The organism is Streptomyces gottesmaniae (assembly GCF_031845845.1).
Lineage (GTDB): Bacteria > Actinomycetota > Actinomycetes > Streptomycetales > Streptomycetaceae > Streptomyces > Streptomyces akebiae.
Map to the genome: position 1 here is coordinate 59726 of NZ_JAVRFJ010000005.1, position 17964 is coordinate 77689.

At 71.4% G+C, this 17964-nt stretch carries 14 protein-coding genes; 7 read left to right on the plus strand and 7 right to left on the minus strand.

Annotated features, from left to right (window positions below; translation table 11 throughout):
- Window positions 1-6 precede the first annotated feature (6 nt).
- Window positions 7-1695: a serine hydrolase gene (locus RM704_RS07735; RefSeq protein WP_078937458.1), complete on the plus strand. Its 1689-nt coding sequence runs from the start codon at window positions 7-9 to the stop codon at window positions 1693-1695.
- On the opposite strand, the gene RM704_RS07740 is transcribed toward RM704_RS07735, so the two are convergent.
- Entirely contained in the window at window positions 1682-2506 is an 825-nt protein-coding gene (locus tag RM704_RS07740; RefSeq protein WP_033531688.1) for an N-formylglutamate amidohydrolase, read from the minus strand. The two genes, RM704_RS07735 and RM704_RS07740, sit on opposite strands and share 14 nt — an antisense overlap.
- Window positions 2507-2818: 312 nt before the next feature.
- Between RM704_RS07740 and RM704_RS07745 the strand changes: the two genes are divergently transcribed.
- The 3 genes from RM704_RS07745 (at window position 2819) to RM704_RS07755 (ending at window position 7072) form a co-directional block, all read left to right on the plus strand.
- Entirely contained in the window at window positions 2819-4336 is a 1518-nt protein-coding gene (locus RM704_RS07745) for an amino acid permease (protein WP_033531687.1), read from the plus strand.
- 672 nt (window positions 4337-5008) lie between these two features.
- On the plus strand, window positions 5009-6025 hold the full coding sequence (locus RM704_RS07750; protein ID WP_033531686.1) for a terpene synthase family protein: 1017 nt from the start codon (window positions 5009-5011) through the stop codon (window positions 6023-6025).
- Between the two features lie 81 nt (window positions 6026-6106).
- Complete coding sequence (locus tag RM704_RS07755; RefSeq protein ID WP_052146479.1) at window positions 6107-7072, plus strand: RluA family pseudouridine synthase; 966 nt, start codon at window positions 6107-6109, stop codon at window positions 7070-7072.
- An 8-nt stretch (window positions 7073-7080) separates the two neighbouring features.
- On the opposite strand, the gene RM704_RS07760 is transcribed toward RM704_RS07755, so the two are convergent.
- The 6 genes from RM704_RS07760 to RM704_RS07785 form a co-directional block, all read right to left on the minus strand.
- Window positions 7081-8544, minus strand: a complete 1464-nt coding sequence (locus RM704_RS07760; RefSeq protein ID WP_192829834.1) for a cytochrome P450 — start codon at window positions 8542-8544, stop codon at window positions 7081-7083.
- Between the two features lie 122 nt (window positions 8545-8666).
- Window positions 8667-9305 carry a GTP-binding protein gene (locus tag RM704_RS07765; RefSeq protein ID WP_033531684.1) on the minus strand — a complete coding sequence of 213 codons (639 nt, stop codon included), beginning with the start codon at window positions 9303-9305 and terminating at the stop codon, window positions 8667-8669.
- The gene (locus RM704_RS07770) at window positions 9286-9735 is read right to left on the minus strand and encodes a DUF742 domain-containing protein (RefSeq protein ID WP_033531683.1); all 450 of its coding nucleotides are present in this window, start codon (window positions 9733-9735) and stop codon (window positions 9286-9288) included. Before RM704_RS07770 ends, RM704_RS07765 begins: the two co-directional genes overlap by 20 nt.
- Window positions 9732-10139 (minus strand): roadblock/LC7 domain-containing protein, encoded by a 408-nt coding sequence (locus RM704_RS07775; protein ID WP_033531682.1) that lies wholly within the window; start codon window positions 10137-10139, stop codon window positions 9732-9734. The genes RM704_RS07770 and RM704_RS07775 overlap by 4 nt, the downstream gene beginning before the upstream one ends.
- A complete protein-coding gene (locus RM704_RS07780; RefSeq protein WP_033531681.1) occupies window positions 10136-11773 on the minus strand; it encodes a sensor histidine kinase in 1638 nt (545 codons plus the stop codon). The genes RM704_RS07775 and RM704_RS07780 overlap by 4 nt, the downstream gene beginning before the upstream one ends.
- Before the next feature lie 387 nt (window positions 11774-12160).
- Window positions 12161-12796, minus strand: a complete 636-nt coding sequence (locus tag RM704_RS07785; RefSeq protein ID WP_033531680.1) for a TetR/AcrR family transcriptional regulator — start codon at window positions 12794-12796, stop codon at window positions 12161-12163.
- A 190-nt stretch (window positions 12797-12986) separates the two neighbouring features.
- Here RM704_RS07785 and RM704_RS07790 point away from each other — a divergent pair, with 190 nt between their 5' ends.
- The 3 genes from RM704_RS07790 to RM704_RS07800 are packed head-to-tail and all read left to right on the plus strand — an operon-like array spanning window position 12987 to window position 17937.
- Complete coding sequence (locus tag RM704_RS07790; protein WP_033531679.1) at window positions 12987-13811, plus strand: urea amidolyase associated protein UAAP1; 825 nt, start codon at window positions 12987-12989, stop codon at window positions 13809-13811.
- On the plus strand, window positions 13808-14413 hold the full coding sequence (locus tag RM704_RS07795; protein ID WP_033531678.1) for an urea amidolyase associated protein UAAP2: 606 nt from the start codon (window positions 13808-13810) through the stop codon (window positions 14411-14413). The genes RM704_RS07790 and RM704_RS07795 overlap by 4 nt, the downstream gene beginning before the upstream one ends.
- The gene (locus RM704_RS07800) at window positions 14410-17937 is read left to right on the plus strand and encodes a 5-oxoprolinase/urea amidolyase family protein (RefSeq protein ID WP_033531677.1); all 3528 of its coding nucleotides are present in this window, start codon (window positions 14410-14412) and stop codon (window positions 17935-17937) included. Before RM704_RS07795 ends, RM704_RS07800 begins: the two co-directional genes overlap by 4 nt.
- Window positions 17938-17964 lie beyond the last annotated feature (27 nt).

The window sequence follows — 17964 nt, forward strand, 5'->3', positions numbered from 1 at the left end:
GAACACATGGCTGTTCGGCAATCGAGGGCACGCCGTGGAGACGGGGCCCCAGGCGGAAGCAGGGCCCGCGGCAGAACCAAGGCCCGGGGCGGAACCAAGGCTTGGCCCCGCGGCAAGGCCCGGGGCGCGACCGCCCTGGCCTCGCTGCTGGTCCTCGGCGGTGTCCCGTACGGCATGGACACCGCCTCGGCCGCTCCCCCTCCGCAACCGCCGCCCCAGTTCTCGCAGGAGGACGTCGACCGGGCCGTCGAGGCCGTCGACGGCATCGTCGAGCGTGGCATGGACCGGACCGGGGTGCCGGGCGTCGCGGTGGCCGTCGTCCACAAGGACCGGGTCGTCCACCTGGAGGGCTACGGCAAGCGGCACGTCGGCCAGGAGGCCCCGGTCGACCCGGACACCGTGTTCCAGCTGGCGTCCCTGTCGAAGCCGCTGGCCTCGACCGTGGTCGCCGGGGCGGTCGGCGACAAGATTGTCGACTGGGACGAGCCGGTGACCGAGCACCTGCCCGGCTTCGCCCTGAAGGACCCGTGGGTGACCGACCACGTCACCGTGGCCGACCTCTTCTCCCACCGCGGCGGCCTCCCCGACCACGCCGGCGACCTCCTGGAGGACCTCGGCTACGACCGCGACTACATCCTCGAACACCTCCGGCTGGAGCCCCTGACACCGTTCCGCGCGAGCTACGCGTACACCAACTTCGGTCTCACGGCGGCGGGTCAGGCCGTCGCCGACGCCGCGGGGACGACCTGGGAGAAGCTCTCCGAGGACCTCCTGTACAAGCCGGCCGGCATGGACGCCACCAGCTCCCGCTTCAGCGACTACGAGGGCGCGAACAACAAGGCCTTCGGCCACGTCCGCGAAGGCGGCACGGACAGCGGCGACTTGGCCGACTGGGAGGCGAGGTACGTCCGGGACGCCGATGCCCAGGCCCCGGCGGGCGGCACCAGTTCCTCGGCCCGCGACCTCTCGCGCTGGCTGCGGCTCCAGCTCGCGAACGGCGAACTGGACGGCGACCGTGTCATCGCCGCCGACCCCCTCGAACGCACCCACGTCCCCGAGATCGTCTCGCAGCCGCCCCCCGCACCGGCGGGCCGCACGGGCTTCTACGGCCTCGGCTGGAACGTCTCCTACGACGACCTCGGCCGGCTCCGGCTGAGCCACACCGGCGCCTTCGCCCTCGGCGCCCACACCAACGTCACGATGCTCCCCGGCGAGCAGCTCGGCATCGTCGTCCTCACCAACGGCGCACCCGTCGGTCTCGCGGACGCCGTCGCCCTGGACTTCTTCGACACGGCCCAGCACGGCAAGCCGACCGAGGACTGGCTGGACCTGGCCGCGGGGATCTACGAGCGGGAGGAGGACGAACTCCGCTCCCCCACCGACTACTCCGAGCCCCCGGACGACGCCTCCGACGCCCGCGCCGACTCCACCTACACCGGCACCTACGCCAACCCGTACTACGGCCCCCTCAGGGTCACCGAGACGGGCGGCGAGCTGACGCTGCGCCTCGGGCCCCGTCCCATGACGTTCCGTCTGACCCACTACGACGGCGACACCTTCTTCTTCGAGACCGTGGGCGAGAACGCCACCGGGCCCTCCGGCGTGACCTTCAAGGGCGACGAGGACGGCCGGGCGACCTCGGTGACGATCGAGGCGCTCGACCGGAACGGGCTGGGGACGTTCAGACGTCCGTGAGCGTGTCCACCAGCCGCGCGAGCGCCTCCGCGAGCCTCTCCACCCCCGGGCCCGCCGCACCACCCGGCTCGGCCATGTAGACGTCGCGGCGGATCTCGATCATCAGAGCGGTCACGCGGGGGTCACGCCCGTAGTACTCCAGCGGGACGTACGCGCCCCCGAACGGGCTGTCGACACCCGTCCCGCCGAAGCCGTCGAACGCCTCCCGCGCGGCGGCGAGCAGAGCGGCCGGCGTGTGGAAGGGGTCGGTGCCCAGACAGACGGGCGGCCGGGGACCGTCGCCGTGCAGCTCGTAGGGCAGGCGCTCGCTCGGATACGAGTGGACGTCGACGACCACCGCCCGTCCCACGGCCGCCAGCCGGTCGGTGACGGCGTCGGTCATGGCGGCGGCGTACGGGCGGAAGTAGCCGTCGACGAGCGAGCGCCCGCTTCCGTCGAGGGGCTGTCCGTCGTGGTCGGCCGGACGCAGCACCTCCCGGTGCGTGGTCCTCGTGTAGACGGCGCCCATGCCCACGGCCAGCATCTCCTCCCGCTCGTCCGGGAACCGTTCGGGATCGACCACGAGCCGGGACAGCCGGTTCACGAACCGCCACGGGCGCACGGCCGACCGCCCGGCGGCCCGCTCGGCGATGCGGTCCGTGTACGCGTCGGTGATGTGGTCCAACTCCCGCTCCAGCGCGGCGTCGTCGAGCACGATCCCGTCCCGTACGGCCGCCGGGATCACACGCGAACCGTGCGGCACGTGCAGCAGCACGGGCGAGCCGGGCGCTCCCGGGAGGAGCCGGTGGGTGGGGGGTGCGGCGTCGTTCATCCGGAGGTTCCTCACCGCGGTCGTCGGAAGCCGGCTGCCCGGGGTCGCTCGGCACGGGGGCGCGACACCGCCCCCGCCGCGGCACCGGTCCGGCGGGCCTCGCCGACCGTATCCCGGCCTTCTCCGGCATGCCTCCGTCACTCCTTGCCCACCTGCCCGCCCCTGCCGTGGTCGTGAGGATTTGGGCGCGCCCCGGACACGGCCGCGTGACGCGCGCGACACAGGCCTCCCCTAATTTCTGTCGCCCGACAGGAATTCGCGCCGCTGGTGCGCGAAAGCTCGCGCCGCTTGTTGCGAAAGCAGGTTGCCGTCATGACGAGCACCGCCCCCGACCTCCGTCCGGAGCCGCCCCACTCCGCCGACGACCGTTCCCTGACCGAGTTCGGCTACCGCCAGGAGCTGCACCGCAGCCTGAGCAGATACGCCTCGTTCGCCGCCGGTTTCTCCTTCATCTCGGTCCTCACGACCGTCTTCCAGTTCTTCGCCTTCGGATACGCGTTCGGCGGCCCGGTCTTCTTCTGGACCTGGCCGGCGGTGCTCGTCGGCCAGCTGCTGGTGGCCGCCTGCTTCGCGGAACTCGCGGCGCGCTACCCGATATCGGGCTCGATCTACCAATGGTCCTCGCGCCTGTCCAATCGGACCTTCGGCTGGTTCGCCGGCTGGATCATGGTGATCGGACAGATCGTGGTGGTCGCCGCGGCCGCGCTCGCGCTGCAGATGGTGCTGCCGGCCATCTGGTCGGGCTTCCAGCTCGTGGGCGGCGACCCGACGCCCACCTCGCCGACGGGCGCGGCGAACGCGGCCGTCCTGGGTGTGCTCCTGCTGGCCCTCACCACGTTCGTGAACGTCCTCGACAACCGGGTGCTGTCGTTGGTCAACCGGGTGGGCGTGACCGCCGAGATCATCGGCGCGGTCCTGATCATCGTCCTGCTGCTCACCCACTCCGAGCGCTCCCCCGGCATCACCTTCCACATGGCCGAGGGCAGCACCGATCTGCTGGGTGCCCTGCTGGTGGGCTCGTTCATGGCCGCGTACGTGATGATCGGCTTCGACAGCGCGGGCGAGATGAGCGAGGAGACCCACCATCCGCGCCGCATCGCGCCCCGCACGATCCTCACGGCGCTCGGCGCGGCCGGTCTGCTCGGCGGTCTGCTCGTCCTCGGCGGTCTGCTCGCCGCGCCGAGCCTGACCGACGGCAGGCTGGGGGTGGACGGCCTGAGCTACGTCCTGACCAGCAGCCTCGGTGACGGGGTGGGCCGCGTCCTGCTCGCCGACGTGGTGGTGGCGATCATCGTGGCCACGCTCGCCATCCAGACGTCGGCCAGCCGCATGCTCTTCTCGATGGCGCGCGACGGCCGGCTCCCCTTCGCCGGGCGGCTCGCCAGGGTCGCCGCGCGCACCGGCATGCCCACCGCCCCCGCGCTGGTCGTCGGCGTCCTCGCCGCCGCCCTGCTGCTCCTCAACTTCGCCTCGCCGGAGGCGTTCCTGGCCATCGGCACGACCTGCATCGTGATGCTGTACCTGGCGTACGCGATGGTCACCGGCCCGCTCCTGATACGGCGCCTGAAGGGCACCTTCCCCACCCCGGGCACCGACGAGACCGGCAAACCCCTCTTCTCCCTCGGCCGCTGGGGCATCCCCGTCAACGCCCTCGCCCTCCTCTACGGCCTCTTCATGACCGTCAACCTGGCCTGGCCCCGGGCGGACGTCTACGACCCGGCCGGCGGCCACTGGTGGTTCCAGTGGTTCAGCGTCCTGTTCCTCCTGGCCACGGTGGCCGCGGGCGTCACCTACCACCTCGTCCGCAACCACCGCGCGCGCTCCGGGTGACACTCGTCCCGCCCGGCGGCACCACCACCTCCCGCCTCGGCAGCGCGCCGCTCCCCCGTCCGCCGCACAGGCCCGGCACGGGCGGCGCGCCGGGCAGAGCGGGACGAACGGCCGCTCCACGCGCCGGGGTCGCGCGCCCTGTCGGTGGTCCTCCTGCCATCGCATGGTGCGAAGTGGTGGGTTGCCGGGGCTGGTTGCCGCCGCAGCAGGGGGCAGGGATGAGAGAGCGTCCGACGGTGTCTCGTACACCTTTCGCAGGGGACTGGCCTGATTTCACGCTCTGCGCCCCAGATTCAAGTCAAACGGTTGACACATCACCATAGGTCTGCGTTGCGTGCCCTTCTGGGAGGTCCGCCGAGGTTGACGCAGGACAGCGGGGAGCGGATGGTGGTTTGGAAGGTCAAATACCCGGAGAGCGTCCCAGAGGAAAGCGGGGGGATTCACGGCCTGGTCGCCGACGGCTCGGTCACGCGATGGTGATCACGGATTTTCTGCACCGTCCGTACGTCACCTCGGAGTTCACGGCCGACGACACCGCCCGGCACGCAGGCAACGAGGCCCCGTTCGACCGGAGCACAGCGCGTGATTCACGGACCTGGTGGCGGCCCCGCACGCCGTCGACACAGGGCTGAGGGCGGTGCAGAGGCAAGTCGTCACAGACAGGAGGCAGCCGTGGCGGACACCTTCCAGATACCCTCGTTCTACATGCCGTTCCCGGCCAGGGTGAACCCTCACTTGGAGGAGACCCGTCCACGCGTTCGCGCGTGGGCGCAGTCCATGGGATTACTCGAACCCCAGCACACCGATTCGCACCACGGCGGATGGAGTGCCGAGATCTTCGACCGGGCGGACTTCACGCGGTTCACCGCCCTGACCTACCCGCACGCGTCGGCCCGTGAGCTGGAGCTGCTGTCCGGTTGGCACAGTGTGATCTGGTGCCTCGACGACATCTTCCTGCCCTGGTGCGAGGCCCTCGGAAAACGCGAGCAGATCCTCGACCGCATCGAACGCCTGATGTCCTTCCTGCCGGTCACAGCACATCTCCCGGACTCGGGCCCGACTCCGAAGGAGCCGCTGGAACGCGCGCTGGCGGACCTGTGGCAGCGCACCGCGCCCGCGGCGTCCCTCTCCTGGCAGTTCCTGTACACGAGGTCGATACGACAGTTCCTGGAAGCCTCGCTGTGGGAGACGGAGAACCTCACCCGTCACAGGTTCCCCGACCTGATCGAACAGACGGAGATGCGCCGTGACTACGGTGCGGCCGGGTGCAGCGCCCTGCTGATGGAGCACTCGCTCGGCTGGGAGATCACCGACGACATCCGCGCGACGCGCCCCTTCACCGTACTGATCAACGCGTTCCGGGACACCGTCGATCTGCACAACGACATCGTGTCCTACCCCAAGGAAGTGCGCGAAGGCGTCGCCAAGAACAACATCGTGCGCGTCACCCAGGACCTGCACGGCGTCCCCCTCCCCGAGGCGGTCTCGCTCGTCAACCGCATCCTGACGGGCCGTGTCAGGACACTGGACGAGACCGTCAGGTCGGACCTCCCCCAAGCCCTGCGCGACCTGCGTACGAGCCAGCACACCCAGCGCGCCGTGCTCCGCCACGCCAGGGCCATCCAGGGCTGGGCCGCGGGTTCCTATCACTGGCACGAGGACACCGATCGCTACCGGTGCGCCGCCTGACCCCACCGACGGCGGAGCCGTTCGGAAGAAGGGGGACCGGACCGCACACACGCCACCGGTCCCCTCGTAGGCTTGATCGTGATGAGACGCAGACGTCCGGTGCCCCCTTCTCCCCTGCCGCAGCGCGACGGGGTCGATCCGGTGCGGGTCAGGCTGCCGCAGGGGACGGCATGGGCGACCGTGCGTGATCACCTGGTGGAGCGGCTGGCGGCCGGGCCGGGCGTGATCGACGGCATGCTGGACGCCGGGCTGATCGTGGACGTCGAGGGTCGGCCGGTGCCGCGGGACACGGCGTATGTGCCGGGCATGTGCGTGTGGTTCCACCGGGACCTGCCGCACGAGGTGCCGGTGCCGTTCGCCCTGGAGGTCGTGTACCGCGACGAGCACCTCGTCGTGGTCGACAAGCCGCACTTCCTCGCCACGACACCACGCGGCAGCCATGTCGCCGAGACCGCGCTCGCCCGGCTCCGTCGCGAACTGGGGTTGCCCACGCTGAGCGCCGCCCACCGCCTGGACCGGCTCACCGCCGGGCTGGTGCTGTTCACCGTGCGCCCCGGGGAACGGGGCGCCTACCAGTCGCTGTTCCGCGACCGGCTCGTCACCAAGGAGTACGAGGCCGTCGCCCCGTACGATCCGGCGCTCGCCCTCCCCCGCACCGTGCGCAGCCGGATCGTGAAGGAGCGCGGGGTCATGGCGGCCCACGAGGCCGACGGCGAACCCAACGCCGTCAGTGAGGTGGAGCTGCTGCGGCGGCGGGACGACGGGCTGGCCCGCTATCGACTGACTCCCCGCACCGGGCAGACGCATCAACTGCGGGTGCACATGGCCACGTTGGGCGTGCCGATCCTCGGTGAACCGCTGTACCCGGAAGTGCGGGGCCCCGCGCCGGCCGACGACTTCAGCCGTCCGCTGCAACTGCTCGCGCGGGTGCTGGAGTTCACCGATCCGGTCACGGGGCGCGAGCACCGGTTCGTGAGCGGGCGGGTGCTTCAGGCGTGGGCGTCGTACGAGGAGTGGGCGGGCACACCGTACGACGCCCGGGCCTGAGGGGTCGGCTATCGGCCGCTCATCCACAGCAGCACGCGGCGCAGGAGACCGGGCCGGGCGGGGGGTTCGGCCGACGCCGGCGCCGACCGCGCGGTCGCGGGCGCGGCGGCCTCGGACCGCGGGCTCGGCGGGGTGGTCTTCCCGCCCTCACGCTGCGACGGCACGGGACGGCCCAGGGGCCGCGGCTCCAGCTTCTCCTTCTCCTTCGGCTCGAAGCGCACCGGAAGCTCGACCAGATGCCGGGTCGAGATCGAGGCCCGCCAGCGCAGCTCGTGCTCCTCGCAGTTGAGCTGGATGTCCGGAAGACGCGCCAGCAGGGCGTCGACACCGACGTCGGCGATGGCTCGGCCCGTGTCCTGGCCCGGGCACTCGTGCGGGCCGCCGCCGAAGGCGAGGTGCGAGCGGTTGCCCTGCATGTTGGCGGTGAGATCGGGCCGTACCCGCGGGTCGACGTTGCCCGGCGCGATGCCGAAGAGCAGACCGTCGCCCTTGCGGATCCGCTGACCGCCCAGCTCCGTGTCCTGCTTGGCGAAGTAGGCGAGCTGTGTGCTGAAGGGGGGCTCGTCCCACAGGGACTGCTCGACCGCCTCGGGCACCGTCATCTGGCCGCCCTTGAGCTGGGCGCGGAACCCGGGGTTGGTGAGGACCACCCGCAGCACGTTGGCCAGGAGGTTGGTGGTGGCCTCGTACGCGGCGATGAGCACGACGCGCAGGTGCTGGCTCACCTCCTCGTCGTTGAGCCGGGCCGGGTGGTTGATCAGGTGGCTGGTGAAGTCCTCCTGGGGGTGCGCCCTGCGGCGGGAGGTGAGCCCCATCAGGGCTTCCATGATGTAGGCGTTGCTGGCGATCGCCGTCTCGGTGCCCTTGAGCATGTCGCGGGCGGCGTGCACGATCCGGTCGTTGTACTCCTCGGGCATGCCGAGGATCTCGCACATCACCGCCATCGGCAGGTGCTCGGCGAACTGGCTGACGAGGTCCGCCTCGCCCTCCTCGCAGAACTCGTTGACGAGCTGCTGGGTGTAGCGGTTGATGCTGCGGCGGATGCCCCGGAAGTTGATCGTCGACATGGCGCCGGTGACCGCGCCGCGCAGCCGCAGGTGCTCGTCGCCCTCGGCGTGGCAGCAGATGGGCTGCCACGCGATGTGCGGCATCAGCGGGTTGTCGGGCTTGAACGTGCCGTCCTGGAGCTTGTTCCAGAGACGGGTGTCCCGGGAGTACTGCGACGGCGTACTCACCATGTGCAGGTTCTCGCCGTGCCCCAGTACCACCCAGATGGGTACGTCGTCGTGGAGCAGGGCGGGGGCCACCGAGCCGTGTTCCGCGCGGAGCTTTTCGTACACGGCTCCCAGGTCCTCCGCCTCGGGGCCGTACAGGCGGCGGAGCCCGCCCGGACTGTGGTGGGCGGGGCAACCGGGGGGCGGCCCGAGCGTGGGGCCGTCCGTGCCGGTCAGGGAGTTTGTTTCAGGCGTCACGGTGATCGCTCCGAACTGAGGTGAATCCGGTGTCTGTGAAGGTGAGAGGGATTGCGGGGACGACGGGGTGTCGGTGTCAGGGAGGACGGCGGGCCCCCGGCGTGCGCGGGCGCGCGCCGGTTTCAGGCCGAGGCCGCCCCCGGTGCCGTCGCCCCCGACATCGCCAGGGAGTGCAGGAAGGTCATGAGGGTCATCAGGACGTCCCGGCTGGACGCCCGGCGGCGTACGTCGCAGCGGATGATCGGGATCTCCTCGGACAGGTCGAGGGCCTGACGCAGTTCCCCGACGGCGTAGCGGGGCGCGTCCGGGAAGTCGTTGACCGCCACGACGAAGGGCACACCGCGTTCCTCCAGGCGGCCCATGACATCGAAGCTGACCTCCAGCCGGCGGGTGTCGACCAGGACGACCGCCCCGAGGGCACCCTCGAACAGGCCGTTCCACAGGAACCAGAAGCGCTCCTGCCCGGGGGTGCCGAACAGGTAGAGCACCAGCTCGTCCGTGATGCTGATGCGGCCGAAGTCCATGGCCACGGTGGTGGCCGTCTTGGACTTGGAGCCGAAGTTGTCGTCGACCCCGATGCCGGCCTGGGTCATGGTCTCCTCGGTCGTCAGCGGCCTGATCTCGCTGACGGACCCCACCATGGTCGTCTTGCCGACGCCGAAACCACCCACGATCACGATCTTCGCCGCGGCCTGCGCGGTGTGCGGCAGGTGGTCCTCGGTCCGTGGACCCGTGATGGTGTCAGAGCTTTTGAAGTCCATGCATCACCGCTTCGAGGAGGGAACGGTCTGCCCGCGCCTGCCGGACGACCGGTGCGCGTGCCTGAACCAGTTCGGCCGTCAGCAGCTCGGTGAGCAGGACGGTCACCACGCTGATCGGCAGGTTGAGATAGGCCGAGATCTCGGCCACGGACAAGGGGGCCTGGCAGAGCCGCAGCAACGCCGACTGCTCCGGAGCGGCGGACGGCGGCGGATCGGCACGCGCCACGATTAACGTGACGAGGTCGATCGGGGCTCGCTCACCGTCCGCGCCGGTGAGGATGTAGAGCCGCTCGGGCGGGCGACCGCCCGATGCGCCGGCGGCGTCATCGCCCTCGGGCTGCGAGGGCTGGGACGACGGCGGGAGCGGCGGAGGCGGCGGGGGCGGGGGCTCGTGCTTGGGCTGGCGCCGCCGGCGTTGCGGAGGCGTCATACGGTCTGCCCGTTCCGCCGCGGCGGACTGGTGAGGTGGGAGCCGATGCGGTCCACGAGGTCGCGCATGCGGTTGCTCATCAGGCCGGGTTCGGCGACCTCGTTGGCGAGCACCGCGAGGTAGGCGTTGGCGCCGGCGGCCATCATGTAGAAGTAGCCACCGTTGATCTCGATGATGACCATCCGCATGTGGCCGTCGCTCTGCGGGATCTCACCGGCCACGGCGCCGGCCAGGCTCTGCAGCCCCGCGCAGGCGGCTGCGACGCGGTCGGCGGCGTCCGGGTCGCCGCCGTGGCGGGCGATCCGCAGGCCGTCGGCGGAGAGCACGACGATCTGCTGGATACCGGGTACGCCGTCGGCCAGATCCTTCAGCAGCCAGTCGAAATTGGCTCGTTGCTGGATCACTTGAGGTCCCCCTCGTCGTCGGCCTCGGTGCGGGCCGGCTCGGTGTTCGCGGTGAGAGCGGTGGACGCCGTCGAGTCGTCCGGGTTCCGTCGGGCGTTCGGGTCGGGGTCGCCCTTGAGCCCGGCCATGAACGCCTCGACCCACATGCCGGGCGGCGGCAGCTCCTTCTCCGGTTCGGGCTCCGGCTGCCACACGGGGGCGGCGGCCATGGCGGCCTCGGCCGCGGCCTCCGCGGCGGCGGCCTCGGCGTAGCGCTGGCTGAGCGGGATCTTGCTGCGGCTGCGGCGCTGCGGCAGGCCGTTGGCGGTCCACTCGGTGACGACGGGAACGTCGTCCTCCATGTCCCGGCTCATCTCCTCCGCGGAGCTCGGGATCCGCGGGCCGGTGGTCGGGCGGCGGCGCTTGGGCTTGCGGTTGGGGCCTTCGACGCCGCCGTTGTCGATGGTCGTCACGGCGCCGGCGCCGATGCCGTGCGCGAGGCCGGGGGCGGGTTCGTCGGTCAGCAGGTCGCGGGGCACGACGATCACGGCGCGGACACCGCCGTAGGCCGAGGGCCGCAGCGAGACGTGCATCTTGTACATGGTCGACAGGCGGCCCACGACGGCGAGGCCGAGACGCGGGGTGTCGCCCATCTCCTGGATGTCCACGCCCTGCTGGGCCTTGGCGAGCATGTCCTCGACCTTGGCGCGGCTCTCCTCGCTGAGACTGATGCCGCCGTCCTCGATCTCGATGGCGATGCCGGTCTGCACCTCCACGGCGGTGACGTGCACCTTGGTGTGGGGCGGCGAGTAGCGGGTGGCGTTGTCGAGGAGCTCGGCGCAGGCGTGGATGACCGGTTCGACACCGACGCCGTTGACGTTCACCTTGGCGATCGACTCGAGCTCGATGCGGCGGTATTCCAGGATGCGGGACATGGCGCCGCGCAGCACGCTGTAGAGCGGGACGGGCCGGGTCCACACACGGCCGGGGCGGCTGCCGCCGAGGACGGCGATGGAGTCGGCGAGACGGCCGATCAGGGCGGTGCCGTGGTCGATGCGCAGCAGGTCGTCGAAGACCTCGGGGTTGCGCCCGTGGTCCTCCTCCATCTCGCGGAGTTCGTTGTTCTGCTGGTGGACGATCGCCTGGACGCGGCGGGCGATGTTGACGAACGACCGCTGCGAGGAGTCGCGCAGCGCTTCCTCGCGGTCGACGATGGTGAGCAGGGTGCGCAGCAATTCGCGCTGGGATTCCGGAAGTTCGCGCCACTCGACGTCACCGTCGACGACGTGACGAATCACCTCTGAGGGGGATTCTCCGCCGCGCAGCCGGTACAGCGCGGCGGGCAGGATCTCCTTGCCCAGCCGGTTGAATTCCTGGTCGTGGGCGGCGATCCGCTGCTCGAGGAAGGCGGTCTGACGCTGCTGCTCGGCGCGCAGTTCTCGGACCGTACGACGGCCGCCGCGCACCGCGACGGCGGCGACCGTGATCAGCAGGAGCGTCGCGACGGCTCCGCACAAGCCGACGGCGAGCCGGGCCGGCCCCGTCACCAGGGAGACGGTGGTCCCGGTCGCCGCGGCCATCAGTATCGCCGGCAGCGGCAGCACGCGCGCGTAGGGAAGTTCACGGCCACCGGGAGGCGATTGAACACTCACCATGTATGCCCTCTAAAGACGGTTCGGCTGATGGTCGGGGGACTTGCGGAGAGTTGCTGGAGGTTGCTCGGGTTCATCCGCGAATCAAACTGGATCTTCGGTATTTTTTGGAACAAGCGCCCGAATACATCTCAACTCGGTGCGCTGCGGGCGAGCTTAGTCCGACCGGATCATCGCTGTGTCATATTCAGCAACCGACTGAAATCACCCTCGCGACAGGAGTACGCTCTGGTCATTTACACGGCGGGTCGCCACTCGCACACGCCGAGTAGCGAGGAACAGCCGTACGAAAAGAGCCTCTTGACAGAGTGAACCGACCACGGAGACGCACCGCCCGGGCCCTTGGCGGCCGGGCACCGAGGAGGGCCGTCAGACCCCGGCGATACGCCGTCAGACCCCGGCGATACGCAGCGCCGCGTCCGCCGTCGCCTCGGCGAAGACGGAGACGGAGCGGTCGGGCTCGGAGCGGTGGACGAGGATGACTCCCTCGATCAGCCCGAAGACGAGATCGGTCCGCAGTTCCAGCTCGCTCTTGGCGAGCGTCCCACCCACGGCCGTCGCGGCGATCAACTGCCGGTAGGCGTCCTTGAGTTCGGACCGTACGGCGTGGAAGCCCGCGAAGCGTTCGGCGCGGACCTCCGGGAGGAGGTACAGGCCGCCGAGGTTGTGCGGCCCACCGCAGAGCAGGGCGACGTCGGCGCGGCACAGCTCCCACAGCCGTTCCTCGGCGGGGGCGGCGTCCCGGGCGAGAAGGTCACGGGCGCAGAGCAACGACGGCGTGACCGTGGACTCCAGCAGCTCGGCGAGCAGTTCCTCCTTGCCGGACACATAGTGGTACATGGACGCCTGCCGCATGCCGGCGCGCTCGGCGACGGCCCGGGTGGTGGTGGCGGCGTATCCCCGCGTCGTGAACAACTCGGCGGCGGCTGCGAGCAGTTCGTCCCGGGGCGACAGCCCGCTCTCCGGCCGGCCCTCGGCGCGCGGTCTGCCGACCCGCCGCCCACCGCCGCCACCCGCGCTTCCCATGCGTTCGATCCTCGCACACGGCCCCCGGCCACCGGCGACGGCCGACGCGCTGTTCCGCCACCCCCGGCCGGGCACGATCATCGTGAGAGGTCGGTAACCGCCCGGCAACGCGAGGGACATGGCACCGACGCAGCCCGCTCCTAATTTCTGTCGCACGACAGAAATACACGCCGCACCCGGAGGTCCCACGATGGCGACATCGACGACGTACGGAGCACGTGATCATGCCCGCGCACAGGAGGGCGCCCGCGCCGAGGCCATGCCCGTGGTGCCCGCGAGCGACTGGCCCGACCCTCCCCCCGAGGCCGCCCGGCTGGTCTGGGCCGAGACGGTGGCGGGCGGCAACTACACGCACCGGGTGCTCGCCCGCGGCACCGAGATCCGGCTGACCGACCTGCGCGGCGACGCGTGCGCGCATCTGCTGCTGCACCACGCCGACCGCCCCTGGGAGCGGCTGAACGTGGCCGACACCGTCAAGGTCCAGTGGAACGCCTACCTGGGCGAGGGCGTCCTGCTGCTCTCCGACCAGGGCCGTGTCCTGGCCTCGGTGGTGGCCGACACCTCGGGCCGCCACGACGCCCTGTGCGGCACCTCCACCCTGGTGCGCAACACCGAGCGGTACGGGGACGGCACCCCGCACTCCTCCTCTCCCGCCGGGCGTGAACTGTTCAAGCTCGCCGCCGCCAAGAACGGTCTGGAACCCCGGGACCTCCCGCCCTCCCTCTCCTTCTTCCAGGGGGTACGAGTACGCGAGGACGGCACCCTCGACTTCACCGGCTCGGCCGGCCCCGGCGCCGCCGTGACCCTGCGCACCGAACAGGACGTGACCGTGCTGATCGTCAATGTGCCGCACCCGGCCGACCCGCGCCCCGAGTACGTCAGCACCCCGCTGGAGGTGCTCGCCTGGCGCGCCCGGCCGACCCGGCCCGGCGACCCCCTGTGGGACGCCTCGCCCGAGGGCCGCCGCGCCTTCCTGAACACCGCCGAGTTCCTCGCCGCGAGGGAGACCGCATGAGCACGAGGACCGTGGTCCCGGCCCGCGCCGCCTGGTCGTCGGTGATCCGCGCCGGCGAGAGCCTCACCCTCACCGACCTGCACGGCAACCAGGCCGTCGACTTCCTGGTGTACGACGTCCACGACACGGCCGTCCGCTACAGCGCGCCCGACACGATCCACGCGCAGGGCGGCATCTTCCTCACCACCGGCAGCGTGCTGATGTCGAACGAACACACCCCGCTGATGACCGTGACCGCCGACGACGTGGGCCGGCACGACACGGTCGGCGGCGCCTGCTCCAAGGAGTCGAACACCCTGCGGTACGGGCACCACACCTGGTCGCAGCACGCCTGCGTGGACAACTTCCTCGCGGAGGGCGCGCGGCACGGCCTCGGCAAACGCGACCTGGTGTCGAACATCAACTGGTACATGAACGTACCGGTCGAGCGGGACGGCACCCTCGGCATCGTCGACGGGATCTCCGCGCCCGGTCTCGCCCTCACCCTGCGCGCCGAACGCGACGTGCTGGTCCTGGTCTCCAACTGCCCCCAGATCAACAACCCCTGCAACGGCTTCGACCCGACGCCCGTGGAGATGACGATCACCGGGAAGAGCACATGACCTTCGACACCCTGCTGGTCGCCAACCGGGGCGAGATCGCCGTCCGGATCATCCGCACCGCCCGCGAACTGGGCCTGCGCACGGTCGCGGTGTACTCCGACGCCGACCGCTCCGCCGCCCACGTCCGGCTCGCCGACGAGGCGGTACGGCTCGGCCCGGCGCCCCCGAAGGAGTCGTACCTCGACGCGGACCTGGTCCTGAAGGCCGCGAAGGACACCGGTGCGGGTGCCGTCCACCCCGGGTACGGGTTCCTCTCCGAGGACGCGGACTTCGCCCGCCGCTGCGTGGAGGCGGACATCGTCTTCGTCGGCCCCACCCCCGATCAACTGGAGCTGTTCGGCGCCAAACACACCGCGCGGGCGGCGGCCGAGGCGGCGGGCGTGCCCCTCCTGCCCGGCACCGACCTGCTCGACTCGCTCGACGACGCCCTCGTGCAGGCCTCGGCCATCGGCTACCCGGTGATGCTCAAGGCCACCGGCGGAGGCGGCGGTATCGGTATGTCGGCATGTCGATCCGCCGGCGAACTCACCGAGGCCTGGGAGCGGGTGCGGCGCGTCGCCGCCGCCTCCTTCGGCCCGGGGTCCTCGTCGGGTGTCTACCTCGAACGCCTCGTCGAGCGGGCCCGCCACGTCGAGGTGCAGGTCTTCGGCGACGGCGACGGCCTCGTCGTCACCTTCGGCGACCGTGACTGCACCCTCCAGCGCCGCAACCAGAAGGTCGTCGAGGAGGCCCCCGCTCCCGGCCTGCCCGACCACGTACGCGCGTCTCTGGCCGCCGCCGCGCGCGACCTGTGCGCGAGTGTCGAGTACCGCTCCGCCGGCACGGTCGAGTTCGTGTACGACGCCGCGCGCGAGGAGGCGTACTTCCTGGAGGTCAACACCCGCCTCCAGGTGGAACATCCGGTCACCGAGGAGATCTACGGCGTCGACCTCGTCGCCTGGATGCTGCGCCTGGCCCGCGGCGAGGCCTCCGTCGTCCGGGCCCCGGGCCAGCCGCGCGGCCACGCCGTCGAGGCCCGGGTCTACGCCGAGGACCCGTCTCGTGAACACCGGCCGAGCGCGGGCCTGTTGACGCGGGTGGAGTTCCCGCCGGGTGTCCGCGTCGACGGCTGGGCGGAGACCGGTACGGAGGTCACGGCGTCGTACGACCCGCTGCTCGCGAAAGTCGTCGCGCACGGCTCCGACCGCGCCCACGCCCTGCGCCGGCTCGACGAGGCGCTGGCCGGGACCCGGGTCGACGGCATCGAGACGAACCTGGGCCAGCTCCGGGCGGCCCTCACCGACGGGGACTTCCGGCGGGCCGGCCACTCCACGGCGACCCTCGCCGCCGTCACCGACCCGACACCCCGGATCGAGGTCGTCTCCGGCGGCACCCTCACCACCGTGCAGGACTGGCCCGGCCGCACCGGACACTGGCAGGTCGGCGTCCCGCCCAGCGGCCCCATGGACGACCTGTCCTTCCGTCTCGGCAACCGGGCGCTGGGCAACCCCGACGGCGCCCCCGGCCTCGAATGCACCCTTCAGGGCCCGTCGTTGCGCTTCACGCACGCCACCACGATCTGCGTGACGGGCGCCCCGGCCCCGGTGGCCGTGGACGGCTCGCCGATCGCGCTGTGGGAACCGGTGACGGTACCCGCCGGAGCCGTACTGGCCGTCGGCGCCCCCACGGGACACGGACTGCGCACCTACGTCCTCTTCGCGGGCGGCGGCCTCGACGTCCCCTCGTTCCTCGGCAGCGCCGCCACGTTCACCCTGGGCCGCTTCGGCGGCCACGGCGGCCGGGCCCTGCGCACGGGCGACGTCCTGCACGGCGGCGAAGTCACGCGGCACGCGGGACCCGTCCCCCCGCAGGAGCGCCCCTCCTTCCCCGCCTCCTGGCAGGTGGCCGTCCTCGAAGGCCCGCACGCCGCGCCGGAGTTCTTCACCGAGGAGGACATCCACGAGTTCTACGCGGCCGACTGGAAGGTCCACTTCAACTCGGCCCGCACCGGCGTACGCCTCGTCGGGCCCAAACCCCGCTGGGCCCGCGCCGACGGCGGCGAGGCGGGCCTGCACCCCTCCAACATCCACGACACGCCGTACTCGGTCGGCGCCGTCGACTACACCGGGGACATGCCGGTCCTCCTGGGCCCCGACGGCCCCTCCCTCGGCGGCTTCGTCTGCCCGGCCACGGTCGTCTCCACCGAGCGCTGGAAGCTCGGCCAGCTGCGTCCCGGAGACACCGTCCGCTTCCGCCCGGTCGCGGACGACACCTCGCCCCGCCCCGCGATCGTCGACGGCGGTGTCCTCGCCCGCGACGGCGACGTGACGTACCGCCGCAGCGGCGACGACAACCTCCTGGTCGAGTTCGGGCCCATGCGGCTCGACCTGGCCCTGCGGATGCGGGTCCACGCCCTGATGGAGGCGGTCGCCGAGGCGGGCCTCGACGGCGTCACCGACCTCACCCCCGGCATCCGCTCCCTGCAGATCCGCACGGACCCGGGACGGCTCCCCCAGTCCGAACTCCTCACCGCGGTACGCCGGATCGCGGCGGCCCTCCCCCCGACGGACGAGCTGGTCGTCCCTTCCCGCACGATCCATCTGCCCCTCTCCTGGGACGACCCCGCGACCCGTGAGGCCATCGCCCGCTACATGGCGGGCGTCCGCGACGACGCGCCCTGGTGCCCCTGGAACATCGAGTTCATCCGCCGCGTCAACGGCCTGGACACGGTGGCCGACGTCCACGACACGGTCTTCGCCGCCGAGTACCTGGTGCTGGGCCTGGGCGACGTCTATCTGGGCGCTCCCGTGGCGACCCCGCTGGACCCCCGGCACCGCCTGGTGACCACGAAGTACAACCCGGCCCGCACCTGGACGGCGGAGAACTCGGTCGGCATCGGCGGCGCCTACCTGTGCGTCTACGGCATGGAAGGGCCTGGCGGTTACCAGTTCGTCGGCCGCACCACCCAGGTGTGGTCGCCCTGGCAGCAGCGCGGCGCCTTCGAGCCCGGCTCCCCCTGGCTGCTCCGCTTCTTCGACCGCATCAAGTGGTATCCGGTGGACGCCGACGAGCTACTGGACCTGCGCGCGGACATCGTCTCGGGCCGCTTCGTCCCGCGCGTCGAGCAGGGCACCTTCTCCCTGGCCGAGTACGAGGCCTTCCTGGCCGAGAACGCCGCATCCGTGGCCGAGTTCAGGAGGCGGCAGCAGACGGCGTTCGCGGCGGAGAGAGCGGCCTGGGAGGCCGCCGGCGAGTTCGACAGGGCGGAGACGGGGGCAGCCGAACCGCTGCCGCCCGCCGAGATCCACGTCCCCGAGGGCGGCCACCTGATCGAGGCCGAGTTCGCCGCCTCGGTCTGGCAGGTGAACATACGACCGGGAGACCGGGTGACCACCGGCCAGCCCCTCCTGTCCCTGGAGGCGATGAAGATGGAGTCCCACGTCCCGTCCCCCGCGAACGGCGTCATCGACCAGGTCCTGACCAGTCCGGGCGCCCAGGTGACCGCGGGCACCGCCTTGATCATCCTGACTCCGGACCCCGAGTAGGGCCGACAGGGGCGCGGGGAACTGCGC